At 33.0% G+C, this 17,700-nt stretch carries 16 protein-coding genes; 11 read left to right on the top strand and 5 right to left on the bottom strand.

The features are described 5' to 3' along the window. Positions 1-732 precede the first annotated feature (732 nt). From NOU10_RS06840 to NOU10_RS06850, 3 genes are all read left to right on the top strand, one after another. Positions 733-1,089, top strand: a complete 357-nt coding sequence (locus tag NOU10_RS06840; protein WP_003701399.1) for an iron-sulfur cluster biosynthesis family protein — start codon at positions 733-735, stop codon at positions 1,087-1,089. Positions 1,090-1,231: 142 nt separating this feature from the next. Continuing rightward, a complete protein-coding gene (locus NOU10_RS06845; protein ID WP_255906401.1) occupies positions 1,232-2,032 on the top strand; it encodes a polysaccharide deacetylase family protein in 801 nt (266 codons plus the stop codon). 26 nt (positions 2,033-2,058) lie between these two features. Next, positions 2,059-2,583, top strand: a complete 525-nt coding sequence (locus NOU10_RS06850; RefSeq protein ID WP_255906402.1) for a hypothetical protein — start codon at positions 2,059-2,061, stop codon at positions 2,581-2,583. Between the two features lie 90 nt (positions 2,584-2,673). On the opposite strand, the gene NOU10_RS06855 is transcribed toward NOU10_RS06850, so the two are convergent. After that, positions 2,674-3,552, bottom strand: coding sequence for a LysR family transcriptional regulator (locus tag NOU10_RS06855; RefSeq protein WP_094371748.1), 879 nt, complete (start codon positions 3,550-3,552; stop codon positions 2,674-2,676). Between the two features lie 108 nt (positions 3,553-3,660). Here NOU10_RS06855 and NOU10_RS06860 point away from each other — a divergent pair, with 108 nt between their 5' ends. Beyond that, the gene (locus NOU10_RS06860; protein WP_255906403.1) at positions 3,661-4,683 is read left to right on the top strand and encodes a YeiH family protein; all 1,023 of its coding nucleotides are present in this window, start codon (positions 3,661-3,663) and stop codon (positions 4,681-4,683) included. A gap of 77 nt (positions 4,684-4,760) precedes the next feature. On the opposite strand, the gene NOU10_RS06865 is transcribed toward NOU10_RS06860, so the two are convergent. From NOU10_RS06865 to rpmH, 4 genes are all read right to left on the bottom strand, one after another. Continuing rightward, the gene (locus NOU10_RS06865) at positions 4,761-6,008 is read right to left on the bottom strand and encodes a NupC/NupG family nucleoside CNT transporter (protein ID WP_003701408.1); all 1,248 of its coding nucleotides are present in this window, start codon (positions 6,006-6,008) and stop codon (positions 4,761-4,763) included. Between the two features lie 247 nt (positions 6,009-6,255). Further along, positions 6,256-7,095, bottom strand: coding sequence for a YidC/Oxa1 family membrane protein insertase (locus NOU10_RS06870; RefSeq protein WP_003705633.1), 840 nt, complete (start codon positions 7,093-7,095; stop codon positions 6,256-6,258). 21 nt (positions 7,096-7,116) lie between these two features. After that, positions 7,117-7,458 (bottom strand): ribonuclease P protein component, encoded by a 342-nt coding sequence (gene rnpA / locus NOU10_RS06875; protein ID WP_003701410.1) that lies wholly within the window; start codon positions 7,456-7,458, stop codon positions 7,117-7,119. Positions 7,459-7,515: 57 nt separating this feature from the next. Continuing rightward, the gene (gene rpmH, locus NOU10_RS06880) at positions 7,516-7,650 is read right to left on the bottom strand and encodes a 50S ribosomal protein L34 (RefSeq protein WP_003701411.1); all 135 of its coding nucleotides are present in this window, start codon (positions 7,648-7,650) and stop codon (positions 7,516-7,518) included. Between the two features lie 507 nt (positions 7,651-8,157). Between rpmH and dnaA the strand changes: the two genes are divergently transcribed. The 7 genes from dnaA (at position 8,158) to rpsF (ending at position 17,668) form a co-directional block, all read left to right on the top strand. Then, entirely contained in the window at positions 8,158-9,522 is a 1,365-nt protein-coding gene (dnaA, locus tag NOU10_RS06885) for a chromosomal replication initiator protein DnaA (RefSeq protein WP_161022843.1), read from the top strand. A gap of 166 nt (positions 9,523-9,688) precedes the next feature. Next, a complete protein-coding gene (dnaN, locus tag NOU10_RS06890; RefSeq protein WP_003701413.1) occupies positions 9,689-10,828 on the top strand; it encodes a DNA polymerase III subunit beta in 1,140 nt (379 codons plus the stop codon). Between the two features lie 413 nt (positions 10,829-11,241). Then, complete coding sequence (gene yaaA / locus NOU10_RS06895; RefSeq protein WP_003701414.1) at positions 11,242-11,463, top strand: S4 domain-containing protein YaaA; 222 nt, start codon at positions 11,242-11,244, stop codon at positions 11,461-11,463. Further along, complete coding sequence (recF, locus tag NOU10_RS06900; protein WP_255906405.1) at positions 11,463-12,602, top strand: DNA replication/repair protein RecF; 1,140 nt, start codon at positions 11,463-11,465, stop codon at positions 12,600-12,602. Before yaaA ends, recF begins: the two co-directional genes overlap by 1 nt. 2 nt (positions 12,603-12,604) lie before the next feature. Continuing rightward, positions 12,605-14,563 carry a DNA topoisomerase (ATP-hydrolyzing) subunit B gene (gene gyrB, locus NOU10_RS06905; protein ID WP_255906406.1) on the top strand — a complete coding sequence of 653 codons (1,959 nt, stop codon included), beginning with the start codon at positions 12,605-12,607 and terminating at the stop codon, positions 14,561-14,563. A gap of 36 nt (positions 14,564-14,599) precedes the next feature. Then, positions 14,600-17,152, top strand: a complete 2,553-nt coding sequence (gyrA, locus tag NOU10_RS06910) for a DNA gyrase subunit A (RefSeq protein WP_255906407.1) — start codon at positions 14,600-14,602, stop codon at positions 17,150-17,152. A 219-nt stretch (positions 17,153-17,371) separates the two neighbouring features. After that, positions 17,372-17,668 (top strand): 30S ribosomal protein S6, encoded by a 297-nt coding sequence (gene rpsF / locus NOU10_RS06915; RefSeq protein WP_269148675.1) that lies wholly within the window; start codon positions 17,372-17,374, stop codon positions 17,666-17,668. Positions 17,669-17,700 lie beyond the last annotated feature (32 nt).

A 17,700-nucleotide genomic window follows, 5' to 3' on the forward strand; every position in this document is an offset into this window, starting at 1 on the left:
CTATCAACAACTGACAACTTTTACATCATATCAAGTCATCATATATTTGTCAATAACTTTTTTATTTTTTCTTATCTCTCATATTGCCACATCATTTAATGTAGCAATACATGACACGTATTACTATACACTTTTTTTAAATCTCCGTCAAGCAATAATTTTGCGATTATTTAATAAAAAAACCTCATAGTCATCAACTATGAGGAAAAAAGGAGTTTAATATGTTTAGTATCAATTATTAGGGGAAATAATCAATACTTTTAAATCTCAAAAATATTTCAGGGGGAGATATCAACTAACTATTAACTAGTTGATACTCATATCATATATTTCATTTATGAAGAAATTGTGAAGAAAAAATTCAATATTTCTTACAAATCGTTCTTCACTTTCCTCTCTTTATCCAAATAAAAAACCTCCACATTACAATATGGAGGTAAAAGGAGTTAGTTACATACATCATTCAGGGGGGATGCATGTTAATTTCGTTTACTTTCGGGGGAGAAGAGTAAATGAAAGGTTAATATAGAAAATCTATATTGCTATTAGGTTATGCTCTTATACTACTGTTTATTTTTGAATAATATATGAAAATTCCGTTTAAAAATTGTTTTCTTTCTTCTATAAATTATAGAACTAATTATATTGCAAGCAATATAATTGATTAATCCCAACTTTTGAGTATCATTAAAGATATAGATAGTAAATCATTTTATCTAGGGGGTTACATTTATGAAAATAACAGTTACTGATGATGCAGCAAAAAAATTACAACGTTATACAGATGATTCTAACGCAGTTTTATTGCTTGATTTTGATGATGGTGTTGGTGCCCTATCAAAAGTTGGAGTTTGCTCTTTAAATAGTGACTTTAGAATTTTAGTTGTGTCTAAAGATATGGACTATAAAAAAGATTATAATGAAGTAATTGATTCCAATATTGGAAAATTCTACTATAAAGGTTACTCCAAAATGTATATGGACGATAATATGAAAATTTCTTTGAATACTAACAATTCTCTTCTTCGTTTGACTGGAGATAATTCTGGCGAACTTATGCCCGCATTAAGTATTCAAGATTTCAGATAATAATATACTTTCTAACTGCTTTATCTTTTAAGATTCAGCAGTTTTTTTTTTGGAAAAATTACTATACATATTAATCTATGTTGCAAATGTCCTCTGATTAAACTAAACTTAAAGTAAAAAATAGAAATATAGGTATCGGTTAATGAAAAAATTATTTTTAATAGTATTTACAACTTTTTTTGTCGTGCTTTCATTTTTAAATATTCCAGTAGTATCTGCTAGTTCTTCTCATCATCGCAAAGAACATACTCATTGGAAAAAAGTAACAGCTCCTGTTAGTTTTCCAATCTTGATGTATCATAGCATCGCAAATATCCCGGGAAATAGTTTATGCCTACCTCCCGAACAATTTGAACATCAGATGGAATTATTACATAAGGAAGGATATTACACCCTTACTCCTAATGAAGCATATCGTGTTCTAACAAGGCAAGAGGTACCAGTTGGTAAAGAAAATAAAATTGTTTTTATTACTTTTGATGATGGTTATGAAAATAATTATTCTTCGGCTTATCCTATTCTAAAGAAGCTTTCTTTACATGCAACAATTGGTATGATTACCGACAAGATTAATACACCTGATATGCTTTCAACTAATGAATTAAAGAAATTACGTAAAGAAAAATTGGTCAGTATTGCTAGTCACACCGTTTCACATACTGAACTCAATACTTTAAATACTGAGCAACAATTAGTAGAAATGGCTAACTCTCGTGGGCTACTCAATCGTTCTCTAAAACAAAATACCATTTTACTTATATATCCTGTTGGTAGATATACTCCAGCCTCACCTTTCATCGCTCAACGTGCTGGATATAAATTTGCACTTACTACTAAACCTGGATTAGCAAATGTCAGTCAAGGTTTATACGAACTTCATCGTCAACGTGTCATTCCCAATATGTCTGATGAAAGTTTTAACCAATTGTTATCAGGAAATTAACTCACTATATTAAAGGAGGTTTTACCATGAGAAAAAAATTATTTCTTATACCACTTTTTATATCTTTATTTTTATTAGGGGCTTGTAGCAACAATTCTACTTCTCAAAACTCTGAGTCTAGCAGTAGTTCTAGTTCTGTCAAGACTTCTAAATTAGTAAAAAGTTCTAGTCAAAAAAAATCTAGTTCAAATAAGTTTAGTAGCAGTTCACAATCTTCTAGCTCTAGCAGCGAAGTAGCAAGTAATTCTTCAAACGCAATCCCTTCAAGTTCTGTTTCTGCTTCAAGTTCTGTTTCTGCTTCAAGTCAATCACAAGATGTTACTACAGATAACAATTCCGTTTTAACTTCATTTTTAAACGCTTCAGGTGTTCAACTTGGAAATAGTGATATTGCTTTTATAACTGGGGAAAATAATGGTATGTATGAAATTGAAATTCGTACTCAATCTCCTGGTAGCACTGCGGTTACTAATCTAAAAGGAATTTATCATTATAATCCTACTACTGGTTCTATTCAAAAAATGGATCCTACAACAGGTGTCTTTAACTAATTTTCTTTTTAATATGACAATTAGCGACAAATTCAAGCTACTGAAAAACTTGGATTTGTCGCTAATTTATTTCCATAATTACTTTTATTATTACTTTAAGATTTCCTTCACTACTTGTATTTCTTCTTTTAATTGATCATTTCCTTTTAACCACACTAATGAGATAGGATGAGCCACTTCCATATTTTTTATTTTTATCTTCTGAATAATTCCATCATCCAACTCATCTGTTAATAAACATTGATAACAGAATCCTATCCCTACTCCATCTAATAGCATTCTTCTAAATAAACTTAGACTCCCAATTTGGTATTCTTGTTTAAAATCTATTGGACTTAAATTCCTCATACCCAATATTTGTCTTGTTATTTCTAACGAACCTGACCCTTGTTCTCGATAAATTAATGGATAATTTATTAGTTCGCGTAAATCATATTCTTTATTTGCTTCTATACCTAATTTCCTTTTTCCTACTGCAATAAATGGTTCATTTCTAATGATTACTTTATCATAGTCATCTTGCTTAAAATTACCCTCAATCAATGCAAAATCTATTTTTCCATTATTAAGAGCTTCTAAACATTGTTGAGTATTAAAAGTTTGACACACAATTTTCTTACTTCTTTGACTTCTATAGTAATCAACAATTTTCCATGCATCATTATTACTAAGTGAAAATGTTGTTGCAAAATTCAATGGGCTACTTTGCTTATCAGATAATTTCATTTTTATTTTTATATTTTTTGTTTGTACTTTCACTGATTCTGCAAATTTCAATAATTCTTTTCCCTCAGTTGTTAAAAATAATTTCCTCTTTTCATAGTTAAATAGCTTTACTCCAAATTCTTCTTCCAATTGTCTAATTTGTTGAGACACTGCTGGTTGACTTATAAACAAACTTTCTGCCGCTTTGGTATATGACTTTAGATGGGCTACCATCATAAACGTTTCAATTTTATTATCTAACATTTTACTCTCCATAATTTATACTTATGATAACATAGTAATTCATTATTTAATTTTATCAAAGGTTTTTGGTACATTTATTATAGAAAATATTTACAAAGAGGTGTTTATATGACTATACTTAAAAAACGTGCATTTTGGCTCGCTGCTCTTCTTACTTTTATTTGTTCTGTCCTAGGTAGTTTTTTAGCCAAACTTCCTTACCTTAGTTTAATTGGAGCTTTAGTTCTTTCATTATTATTAGGAATTGCATTCCAATCATTTCCTCAAACTATTAATAAAGCTTCCTCTGGAATAGGTTTTATTTCTAATAAATTTCTCCGCTTAGGGATTATCCTATTAGGATTCAAACTTAATCTCATAACTTTAGCTAATGCAGGAATAAAAACCATTATTCTTTCAATTATTGTCGTAAGTGGTACGATTACTCTCACTTATTACCTCTGTAAAAAATTTGGTGCTGAATCTGAATTGGCTATCCTAACTGCGTGTGGTTGTGGAATTTGTGGTGCAGCTGCTGTAATGGGTGTTTCCCCTCAAATAGAAACTACTAATGAAGAAAGAAAACGTGAAAATGAAGTTTTAGCTGTTGCAGTTGTCTGCGTAATGGGTACTGTATTTACTTTAATTGAAATTTTTCTAAAACCATTTATCGGATTAGATGCCAGCCAATTTGGTATTATGGCGGGTGGATCACTTCATGAAATTGCTCATGCTGTAGCTACTGGTGGTGCTGATGGTGCAATCAGTCTTCAAAATGCAATTATTATGAAATTATCCCGTGTCCTACTTCTTGCTCCTGTAGCACTTCTAGTAGGTCTTTGGTATCGTAAAAAAATGGCTGCAAATATCCTTAATACTAAAACTACTAATTCTAAATTACCTATCCCTTGGTTTTTAGGTGGTTTCATCTTAACTAGCATTATCGGTACATTTGTTCCATTCATCGCACCTTATCTCGATAGCCTTGTTCAAATCGCTTATCTCTTTTTAGGTATGGCTATGGCTGCATTAGGCATGTCTGTAAACTTTAAAGTTATCTTCAAGCGTGGTAAAAGTGTATTTTCAGCTGCTGCAATTAGCTCTACTGTTTTATTAATTTTTATGATAATTGCCGCTAAAGCCTTATTTTAAGTTGATTACGAACACATAATAAAAAAGCATTATGAGAAATCTCATAATGCTTTTTTCATACTAAAGATTGTTGCATCCTACCAAACGAACAAACCAACCATAGCAGCAGAAAGGAGTGATACTAGAATACCGGAAACTAACATATAACCAACATTCTTAGAAATTAAATCATTCTTTTCTTTATTTACAATACCCTTAAAGCATCCAATAATCATACCAATAGTTGAGAAGTTAGCAAAGGATGTTAAAAATACTGTTAACATTGCTCGATAATGAGGATTAAATGCGTGTGTACTAATTGTGCCTGTAACCTTACCCATTACAACAAATTCATTTGTTACCAACTTCATACCCATGTATTGAGCAAATTGGAAAGAGTCTTGAACATTCAAACCTGTTAACCATGCAAATGGGAACATTACAATTCCTAAAATGTGTTCTAAAGATAACCATGGATTAATATATCCTAAAAGCTTATCAATTAATGCAGCTAAAGCAACAAAAGCAATAACGTTAGCAGCAATGATTAATACCAAACGACCAGCACCTAAGATAGAATCACCTAAGAATGAGAAGAATGGTTCTTTTACTGCATTACCTTCAGCATCAACATCGCCTACTTCAGTTTCAGCAGCTGCTGATCCCTTCATTGTAGCAACTGTATCTTCTTCTTTAGTTACTGTTACTGGATTCAACATAGATGTCACAATCAAAGCATTAATAACGTTAACTGGAACAGCAGTTAAAATATAACTACCTGGCATCATTTGAGTATATGCACCAATAATTGAAGCAGTAACACAACTCATAGACATCATAGCTAAAGTTAAGTTACGTTCAGCCTTCATTTGCTTTAATTGCAAACTTGAAATAGCCAAAGCTTCTGTGTTACCTAAAAACATCATTTCAATAGCAAAGAAAGATTCAAATTTTGGTTGACCTGTCAACCAAGAAAGTCCTCTTCCTATCCACTTAATAACCCAAGGTAAAATACCAATATATGTCAAGATATCGAATAAAGGAACGATCATCAAAATTGGTAGAAGTACAGAAACAAACCAGTCCATTTGCTTAACTTTAACCATACTAGGAACCGCAAATTCGATACCTACATAGGCAACTTTCATTAATTCATTAAATCCAGCTGCAGCTCCATCAACAATTGCACGTCCGATTGAAAAGCTTGTTAAGAACCATGCCAAAAATAAGTTAAATAATACCATTACAGCGATGGCACGCCAATTAATTTGCTTACGATCCTTAGATAAAAGCCAACCAATCGCTAAAAAGACAAGTACACCAACAATATTTATCGCTAGATACACGATTTTTCCTCCTTGAATAAGTACGTATTAAATTTTCAGTGTTTTCATTTATGCTAACAATCTTTACATAAAATTAAACATTTCAAGTATACATGATTTCATTTGTTCTTTGCAATCTTTTATTGAAACTTAATTTTTTAACATGTTAATAATTAAAAAATAAACTTATCCACATAAGTATATTTGATATTTTATTTTTATTCACAAAAAAGTATCCATCGTACTCGCGATGGATACTTTTATAATGCTATTTACGTTTACTCTTATAGGCCTTACGCTTAGCTTTAGCCAATTTACGTTGACGAGCCTTCTCTTTACGTTCTTTTTCTTCACGTTCCTTTCTAATTTTGAAAGGATTATTGATAAGTAACGTTTGTCCTGCTGAAAACAAATTAGTAATTACCCAATATAAAGAAAGTGCAGCAGGAACATTCAATGCAAATACAAAAATCATAATCGGCATAGACCATGTCATTACCGTTGTTATTGTATTTTGTTCAGGTTGCGCCATTGAGTTCAATTTAGAAGTTAGCCAAGTAAAAATTGCAGCTAAAATTGGTAAGATATAATATGGGTCTTTATCTCCCAACTGCATCCAAAAGAATGTACCTGACTTCAAAACATCTGATCTAAAAATAGCTTGGTACAAAGCAAACAAAATTGGCATCTGTACAATTAAAGGAAGCATACTTGCAAAAGGATTAATTCCAGCTTCAGAATATAATTTTTGCTGTTCCTTAGCCAACATTTGTCTTGATTCCATATCTTTTCCAGGATATTTTTCTTGCAATGCTTTTAATTTGGGTTGCAATTCCATCGTTTGACGCATACTCTTCATTTGATAAATCATTAGCGGCAAGATGATGATACGAACAATAATTGTAAAAATTACAATTCCCCAGCCATAGCTATTTCCAAAAATATGACTTAATCCTTGAATAGCACGAATGAAATTCCATACAATATAATGATCCCAAAATCCCGTGCTACTAGCATCTACCTTAGTGGTTGGAGTACACCCTGACAATACAACTACCATCAGAACTAGTGAACTCAGCAGAACTAAACTGCGTTTTAACTTTTTCACTGTATATGTACCTCTCTTACGTCATTCTCCTAATACTTTGGCTAATTTCAAAACATGCTTTAGATGTTCCTTTACTTCAGCCATTGACATATAAGCAACAGTTGGTCGTGCAATCACAAGAAAATCGCAATCTTGCTTCAACTGAGGCTTCAATTCAGTTAAACTTTGGCGAATACGACGCTTTACCCAATTGCGAGCTACCGCATTTCCAATTTTTTTACCAACTGAAATTCCTACTCGAAAATGCTTTTGATCAGGCTTTTCTAGCATGTAAACCACAAATTGGCGGTTAGCACAAGACTGTCCTTGAGTAAAGACTGTTTGAAATTCCGCTTCTTTTTTGACGCGATATGACTTTCTCATAATTAAATCTCCATGAAAAGTCTACATAAGAAAAAAGACCACTGACGGTCCAGTGGCCTATGCAGACAATACTTTTCTACCTTTACGGCGTCTACGTGCTAACACATTACGACCGTTACTTGTACTCATACGTTTACGAAAACCATGTACACGTTGACGATGGCGTTTCTTTGGTTGGTAAGTTCTCTTCATTGATATACACCTCCTCAATACCCTTACTTAACAATGATACTGATTACTTTACTAAAAAGTAGTTAAAATGTCAAGCTCAGACTTACTTATTAATGTTATCATACTTTCTACTAAAAAAAAAGTAGCATTTAAATAATGAAACATCTAATTATCCACAAAATCTATAATTACACGTTAATTTATTGTGATTCTTCAAAAAATTTCTTTCTAACAATTCACAGAGTTTTTCATAGAAAAATTTTAATTCAACACCCTGTTAATAACTTTATCCACAAACATAATCTTCGTTGTTTATAACCAGTGTAGTTCTTTATTTTCCAAGGTATTTCCTTTGCTGCTTTCTGTGGATAACGTGTAAATAATGTACAATTTTGGTCTTTCTATTTGCACTTGTGGATATCTATATTCACCTGTTGTTAATAAAAAAGTTTATTATTTTCACCTGTGGAAAACTTCTTTTAAAAATGCTAAAATATATTCACAATATTTAAAAAAGGAGGCTTACCTGTGCTTAATTTAGATTTAGATTCACTTTGGCAATATATTATTGAATCTTTCAGTAAATCTTTAAATCCTGCTAGCTACAAGGCATGGTTTGGTCCAGCAGAACCAGTTCAATATATCGATCAAACACTAATTGTAAATGTTCCAACACCTTTACATAGGGATTATTGGACTCAAAAGCTTAATGGACAAATTTCAGATCTAATCCAAGAAGTATCTGGTGAAAAAATAACTGTTTTAGCTAAGCTACCTAGTGATCCTAATCCTCTAGCAAATTCAGAAAGTGTAACTACACCAAAAAAAGTTTCTGTTGCAGAAAATAATAATAGTTCTTCTTTTCTAAAAGAAACTCAACTTAACGATCGTTATACTTTTGATACTTTTGTTGTTGGTAAAGGTAATCAATTAGCACATGCAGCAGCACTAGCCGTTGCTGAAGAACCTGGCGTTTTTTACAACCCGCTCTTCTTCTACGGCGGTGTTGGTTTGGGAAAAACTCATTTAATGCACGCTATTGGACATCAAATGTTAGAAAATCGTCCTGATGCAAAAGTAAAATACGTTACTAGTGAATCCTTTGCCAATGATTTCATTAGTTCTATACAAACAAAGCGTCAAGAAGAATTCAGACGTGAATATCGAAGTGTCGATTTACTACTTGTAGATGACATTCAATTTTTTGCAGATAAAGTAGGTACACAAGAAGAATTTTTCCATACTTTCAACGCGCTATACGATGATAAAAAACAAATCGTTCTTTCATCAGATAGACTGCCTAATGAAATTCCAAAACTTCAACAAAGACTAGTTTCTCGCTTTAAATGGGGGCTATCCGTTGATATAACTCCTCCAGATTTTGAAACGAGAATCGCAATTTTAAGAAATAAAGCTGAGGCTGAACACGTTTCTATTCCAGATGACACACTTAGTTATATAGCTGGTCAAATAGATTCAAATATTAGAGAACTTGAAGGTGCTTTAATGCGAGTAGAAGCTTTTTCTTCAATGACTCGCACTCCAATTTCTACTAGTCTAGCAGCTGAGGCTCTTAAAAACTTAAAAGTCAGTGGCAAATCCAGCAAACTAACTATTCCTATCATTCAAGATAAAGTAGCTAAGTATTATCATGTAACAATTGCTGATTTAAAGGGAAAGAAACGTGTTAAATCTATCGTTATTCCTCGCCAAATTGCTATGTACTTATCACGTGAACTAACAGATGCCTCACTTCCAAAAATTGGAAATGAATTTGGTGGTAAGGATCATACAACTGTTATTCATGCTCATGAGAAGATTGCTGAAGCTCTTCATGCAGACACTACTCTCCAAAAGGAAGTAAATGAACTGCGAGCCGAGCTGCAAGATTAGTTTGTGGATTAATGTTAATAACCTACTAATTTTATCCACAACAATTCCACAAGTGATTTTCTTATATTTCAGGGTTTTATATACTTATCCACAGTATGAACAAGCCCTACTATTACTACTACTTATATAAATAATATATAAATATATATTAGGAGGATTCATATACATGAAATTTTCAATTCAACGAGCATCATTTATCAAATATTTAAACGATGTTCAACGAGCAATATCATCTAAAACGACAATTGATATTTTGACAGGATTAAAAATGGATTTGTCAAAGGATGCATTAACTTTAACTGGTAGCAATTCAGATATATCCATTGAAACAATCATTTCAATTGCAGATGATAATGCCGCATTACAAATTGAACAAGAAGGTGCAGTTGTTTTACCTGCTCGTTTCTTTAGTGAAATTGTAAAGAAATTACCAGAACAAACAATGACAATTGAAATTAACGAAAGATTTCAAGCAACAATTACTTCTGGATCAGCAGAATTTACAATTAATGGGTTAAATGCTGAAGAATACCCTCATCTTCCAGAAATTGATTCAAAAGATCAATTAACTGTTCCCGGCGACATACTAAAACAAGTTATTAGTCAAACAGTTATTGCTGTTTCTAATCAAGAAAGTCGCCCTATTTTAACTGGTATTCATTTGGTAATAAAGAATGGAGAATTACTTGCAGTAGCAACTGACTCCCATCGTTTAAGTCAACGTATCATCAAATTGTCAGGTGCTGACGATGCGGTTTATGATGTTATTATTCCAGGAAAATCTTTAAGTGAATTATCTAAAATGATTTCTGATAGTGACGAAAACATTGAAATTCAGATCTCAGAAAATCAAGCATTATTCATTCTAGGTAATACTTCTTTCTACACTCGTTTACTAGAAGGAAAATATCCTGATACTGAAAGATTAATTCCGAAAGTTTCAGAAATTACAGTTGATTTTAATGCAGTAGAATTACTTCAATCAATTGAACGTGCTTCCCTTCTATCTCATGAAGGTCGCAATAATGTAGTTAAATTAGCAATTAATCCAAGTGCACAAAGTGTTGTTCTTTCAGGTAATACTCCTGAAGTTGGAAATGTTGAAGAAGAATTACATTTCAAAAATTTAGAAGGTTCAGAGTTAGAAATTTCATTTAATCCAGATTATATGAAAGACGCCCTACGTTCATTTGGTCAATCAGAAATTACAATTGCGTTTACACAACCATTACGTCCATTCACAATTGTACCAACAGAAGATAAAGATAATTTTGTTCAGTTGATTACACCTGTGAGAACATTCTAAAAAGATAAATTAGATTAATTTATTAAATAAGACTCTTATGCTTTTTATGTATAAAGAGTCTTATTTTTATGTAAAAAATTAATATACTATACCATTGTGATTGATTGATCAATATCATCGGAAAATGATATAACCGTTGAGGCTGTAAACTTGTGTAGATTTCACAAATGAAACTAAGGGTGAATAAGTAGCTTTGGTGTAGTGTTGCCGTTCTTTCAATTAATGCTCCTTGTAGTTAGGATATGCTAAAAAAGCAAATAAGAGTTATTTTGAGCCGTTTTAATATAGGGTAGGTAGGATAAGTCTAAATTGGTGTAAAAGTGCTATAAACGGTTAAAAAAGCCTTTAAAAATTGTCTTTTTATCAAAAAAAAGGTATAATTAGAAGGTATTTAAAAGAAAGTAGGGGATATTTTGGCACAAAAAGTGAAGTTGAAGACAGACTATATAACTTTAGGTCAATTATTAAAGATTGTTGACATCATTAGTTCTGGTGGGCAAGCGAAATGGTTCTTACAAGAAAATGATGTTTTGATCAATGGTGAATTGGATAACCGTAGAGGTAGAAAGTTATATCCTAACGATTTAGTTGAAATTCCTGAATATGGAAAGTTTATGATGGAAGCTGACAAATAATGTATCTTGAAAAATTGGAACTTAAACATTTTCGAAATTATGAAGATGTTAATGTTGCTTTTTCTCCTCAAGTTAACGTTTTGATTGGGAAAAACGCTCAGGGAAAAACTAATTTGTTGGAATCTATATATGTTTTAGCAATGGCACGTAGTCATAGAACGAGCAATGATAGGGAAATGGTAACCTTTAAAAAAGATGCCGCATTAATTAGAGGAGAAGTTCATCAACGTTTAGGTAACACGAAGTTAGAACTTTTGATAAGTCGTAAAGGTAAGAAAGCCAAAGTTAATTATTTGGAAAAAGCAAGATTGTCACAGTATATCGGGCAATTAAATGTTATTCTGTTTGCGCCGGAAGACCTAGCGCTAGTTAAGGGGGCTCCATCAGTTCGTCGAAGGTTCATAGATATGGAGTTTGGACAAATAGATGCTCTTTACTTACATGCCTTGACTGAATATCGGGCGGTTTTGCGCCAACGAAATAAGTATCTTAAAGAACTACAAACCAAAAAGGCAACGGATAAAGTATATTTAGAAATATTATCAGAGCAACTTTCAGAAAGTGGTTCGCAAATAATTTTTAAAAGATTAGAGTTTTTACAAGAATTAGAAAAATATGCTGATAAGTTACATAACCAAATCACACAGGGTAAGGAACATTTACAATTTCAGTATGAAAGTACATTGAAAGAATACCAAGGAAAGAGTGTGTTGGAATTAAAGCAATCCTTGATTGAACAGTATAAAACTATGATGGATAAAGAAATTTTTCAAGGGACAACATTGCTCGGCCCGCATAGAGATGATGTTCGTTTTATGTTGAATGACAAAAATGTCCAAGTGTATGGATCGCAAGGCCAGCAAAGAACAGCAGCGTTGTCTGTGAAATTAGCTGAAATAGATTTGATGAAAGAAAAAACACATGAATATCCAATCCTGTTGTTAGATGATGTGTTGAGTGAGTTAGATGGTGCTCGACAAACTCATTTATTGAAAACTATTCAAAATAAAGTACAAACATTCCTGACTACACCAGGATTATCAGATGTTGCGCAACAATTAATTAATAAACCCAAAATCTTTAAAATAGATAACGGAAAAATTACAGAAGAAAATTCATTTACAATTGAGGAGGAATAGCTGTGACTGAAGAAGAAAGAAAAGAAAAACTTCAAGAAGAAAAGGCAAAAGAATATGATGCTAGCCAAATACAAGTTCTTGAAGGTTTAGAAGCTGTTCGTAAACGCCCAGGTATGTACATTGGTTCAACAAGTTCTCAAGGGCTACATCATTTAGTATGGGAAATTATTGATAATGGTATCGATGAAGCTTTAGCAGGATTTGCTGATGAAATTAATGTAACAGTTGAAGAAGACAATAGCATTACTGTAAAAGATAATGGTCGTGGTATTCCTGTTGATATTCAAAAGAAAACAGGTCGTCCTGCATTAGAAACAGTTTTTACGGTCTTACATGCTGGTGGTAAATTTGGCGGTGGAGGCTATAAAGTTTCTGGTGGTCTTCATGGTGTGGGTGCCTCAGTTGTAAATGCATTATCAACAAATCTAGATGTAAAAGTCATGCGAGAAGATGATGAAAACGTCTATGGTATGGACTTTAAATTAGGTAAAGTAGCTACTGCCATGACGGTTGTAGGAAAGTGTCCTCGCCATGAACATGGAACGATTGTCCATTTCAAGCCGGATCCAGATATTTTTACAGAAACTACGACCTATGACATCAATGTGTTAACTAAGAGAATTCGTGAATTAGCCTTTTTGAATAAGGGATTAAAGATAACAATTGATGATAAGCGTCAAGAAGAACCAACACATGAAGAATTTCACTATGCTGGTGGTATTAAACACTATATTGAATTCTTGAATAAGGGTAAGGAAGTTATTTTCCCAGAACCTATTTATGTTGAAGGTGAACAAAAAGGAATTGCGGTGGAAGTAGCTTTACAATACACTAATGATTTCCATTCTAACTTGTTATCTTTCACCAACAACATTCATACCTATGAAGGTGGAACTCATGAATCTGGATTTAAGACTGCTTTAACAAGAGTAATTAATGATTATGGTCGTAAGAGTGGCTTGATTAAAGAAAATGATGCAAATCTTTCCGGGGAAGATGTACGTGAAGGCTTAACAGCTGTAGTATCAATTAAACATCCTAATCCACAATTTGAAGGACAAACAAAGACTAAGTTAGGAAATTCAGATGCTCGAAAGGTTACTGATAAATTATTTAGTGAAACTTTCAATAAATTTATGCTGGAAAATCCTACAGTTGCAAAGCAAATTGTAGAAAAAGGACTTTTAGCCGCTAAAGCTCGTATTGCTGCTAAGAGAGCACGTGAGGTAACACGTAAGAAGAATGGTTTAGAAATTTCTAATTTGCCAGGGAAATTAGCTGATAATACTTCAAAAGATCCTGAAATTTCAGAGTTATTTATTGTCGAAGGGGACTCTGCTGGTGGTTCTGCCAAGCAGGGACGTTCACGTTTAACACAAGCTATCTTGCCAATTAGAGGTAAGATTTTAAACGTTGAAAAAGCAACAATAGATAGAATTTTGGCTAATGAAGAAATTCGTTCGCTATTTACAGCTTTAGGAACAGGATTTGGAGAAGAATTTGATGTTTCTAAGGCAAACTATCATAAGTTAATCATCATGACTGATGCTGATGTCGATGGTGCTCACATCAGAACTTTGCTATTAACTTTGATATATCGTTTCATGAAACCTATGCTTGACGCAGGTTACGTATATATTGCACAACCACCTTTGTATCAAGTGCGTCAAGGTAAGATGATAAAATATATTGATTCTGACGAAGAATTGAATGATGTTTTAGGAAGTTTACCACCTAGTCCAAAGCCTGTTATTCAACGTTATAAAGGTTTGGGTGAAATGGATGCTGAACAGTTATGGGAAACTACAATGAATCCTGAAAATCGTCGATTATTGAGAGTAGAATTATCAGATGCAGAAGAAGCAAATGAAGTATTTGAAATGTTGATGGGAGATCACGTTGGACCTCGTCGTCAATTTATAGAGGATAATGCAACATTTGTTAATAACTTGGATGTTTAATTACATCGTGAGCAAAAGTGTTAGGAGGTAAGAAAATTGGTAGATTTACCAAATAGAATTAAAGACGTTGATTTATCTAAAGTTATGCGTACATCGTTTTTAGACTATGCGATGAGTGTTATTGTAGCTCGTGCTTTACCTGACGTACGCGATGGTTTAAAACCAGTTCATCGTCGTATCTTGTATGGAATGAATGAATTAGGGGTTACTCCTGATAAGCCATATAAGAAATCCGCACGTATTGTTGGTGATGTAATGGGTAAGTTTCATCCACATGGTGACTCTGCGATTTATGAATCGATGGTACGTATGGCACAAGATTTCAGTTATCGTTATATGTTAGTAGATGGTCATGGTAACTTTGGTTCTGTCGATGGTGATGGTGCTGCTGCGATGCGTTATACAGAAGCTAGAATGTCAAAGATTACTCTAGAAATGCTCCGTGATATCAATAAAGATACAATTGATTTCCAACCAAACTACGATGGAACTGAAAGAGAACCTGTTGTTTTACCAGCACGTTTTCCTAATTTGCTAGTTAATGGGGCTACAGGTATTGCTGTAGGTATGACGACAAATATCCCGCCTCACAATTTGGGAGAAGTTATTTCCGGAATTCATATGTTAATGAAAAATCCTGATGCAACTACAGCTGATTTGATGGAGGCAATCCCTGGACCAGATTTCCCTACTGGTGCAATTGTAATGGGAAAATCTGGTATCAGAAAAGCATACGAAACAGGTAAGGGTACTGTTACTTTACGTGCCAAAGTTGAAATTGATGAGCAAGCTAATGGAAAACAACAAATTGTTGTACACGAGTTGCCATACATGGTAAATAAAGCTCGATTAATTGAACGTATTGCAGAATTAGCACGTGAAAAGAAAATCGAAGGCATTACTGATGTTAAAGATGAATCAGATCGTGAAGGTATGCGTGTAACGATTGATGTTCGTAGAGATGTTAGTGCTTCAGTTGTATTAAATAATTTGTATAAATTAACATTAATGCAAACTACTTTTGGTTTTAACATGTTGGCCATTGTTAATGGAACACCAAAGATCCTTAGTTTGAAGCAAATTCTACAATACTATTTGAAACATCAAGAAGAAGTAATTCGTCGTAGAACTGAGTTTGAATTAAAGAAAGCTAAAGCAAGAGCCCATATTTTAGAAGGATTACGTATAGCTTTAGATCATATTGATGCTATCATTAATATCATTCGTGGTTCTCAAAGTCCAGATGTAGCCAAAGATAAATTGATGAATGAATATCAATTAAGTGATAAACAGGCTCAAGCTATCCTAGATATGCGTTTAGTACGTTTGACAGGACTTGAAAGAGACAAAGTTGAAAATGAATATTCGAAGACAATGGCAGCAATTGCAGATTATGAGGATATTCTAGCTAAACCTGAAAGAATTGATAAGATCATTTATGAAGAACTACTAGAAATTCAAGAAAAATTTGGTGATGAAAGACGTACTGAATTGATGGTTGGTGAAGTTTTAAGTATTGAAGATGAAGATCTAATCGAAGAAGAAAATGTAGTAGTTACATTAACACATAATGGCTATATTAAACGTCTACCAACTAGTGATTTTAAGGCACAAAATCGTGGTGGTAGAGGTGTTCAAGGTATGGGAGTCCATGATGATGACTTCATTGAACATTTATTGACAACTTCAACTCATGATGAATTGCTATTCTTTACGAATGTTGGGAAAGTATACCGAATGAAGGCATATGAAATTCCAGAATATGGTAGAACAGCTAAAGGAATTCCGGTAATTAATTTATTGGACATCTCTGCAAATGAAAAAATTCAAACAGTGATAAATATTCCTGCAGATAAAGTTCAAACTGACAAGGAAATGTATCTGTTCTTTATCACACGTCAAGGAACGGTAAAAAGAACTTCAGTTAATGAATTTGGAAATATCCGTAAAAATGGTTTGAAAGCTATAACTTTGCGTGAAGGTGATGAATTAATAAACGTCTTAGCTACAGATGATTCTAAGAACATAATTATCGGTACTCATCAAGGTTATGCTGTATCTTTTGATGAAAAAGATATTAGATCAATGGGTCGTTCTGCCGCTGGTGTCAGGGGTATCCGTCTTCGTGATAACGACTATGTAATAGGTTCTGCAATTCTTGAACCTGAAAGTAAAGTCTTTGTTATTTCTGAAAATGGCTACGGTAAGCAAACTGCTGCTAGTGAATATCCAATTAAAGGTCGTGGCGGAAAAGGTATAAAGACAACGAATATTACTGAAAAGAATGGACCATTAGCAGGACTAACAACTGTAAATGGTGATGAAGATATCATGGTTATTACCGATAAAGGTGTCATGATACGCTTTAAGATTAGCGATGTATCTGAAACAGGACGAGCAACATTAGGTGTAAGATTAATTAATTTAGGTGCTGATTCAATCGTATCGACAATGACAAAAGTTGAGCCAGAAGATGAAAGCGAAAATAGTGAAGAAACAACTCAAGAAGTAAGCACTGAAATTAGTGATGATACAAAAGATAGCGATGTTGCTAGATTATTAGATGCTGCTCAAAAAGATGGTGAATAGAATTTTTTAAGATTGGGAAAATATCCCAATCTTTTTTTGAAAAGATTTTTATTTTGCGTATGTTAATTGTTAGTAGGGTAAATCAGGAAAACTCTTGCTAAACGATTAAAATCATGATATAATTTTAATTCGTGAATGTATATATGTATATCATTCAAATTAATCCTTGTTCTCTGTTCAAAGGAGAACAGAGAACCATAAGTCCATAAGGAGGTGCAAATAGACATGACAAATTACGAAATTACTTACATCATCAGCCCAGCTATCGATGAAGCAGCAAAGACTGCTTTAGTAGAACGTTTTGATAACATTTTGAAGAACGATGGTGCTGAAATCGTAGACTCAAAAGACTGGTCTAAGCGTCGTTTTGCATACGAAATTGGTGGTTTCAGTGAAGGTATTTACCACATTGTAAACATCAAGGCTGAAAATGCAGATGCAATCAACGAATTTGACCGTCTTGCAAAGATTAATGATGGTATTTTACGTCATATGATCGTTAAACGTGAAGACTAATAAATTTAAAAGAGATATAAAAAATTAAGGAG

The organism is Ligilactobacillus sp. MP3, assembly GCF_024436335.1.
In the GTDB taxonomy this organism is placed as follows: Bacteria; Bacillota; Bacilli; order Lactobacillales; family Lactobacillaceae; genus Ligilactobacillus; species Ligilactobacillus salivarius.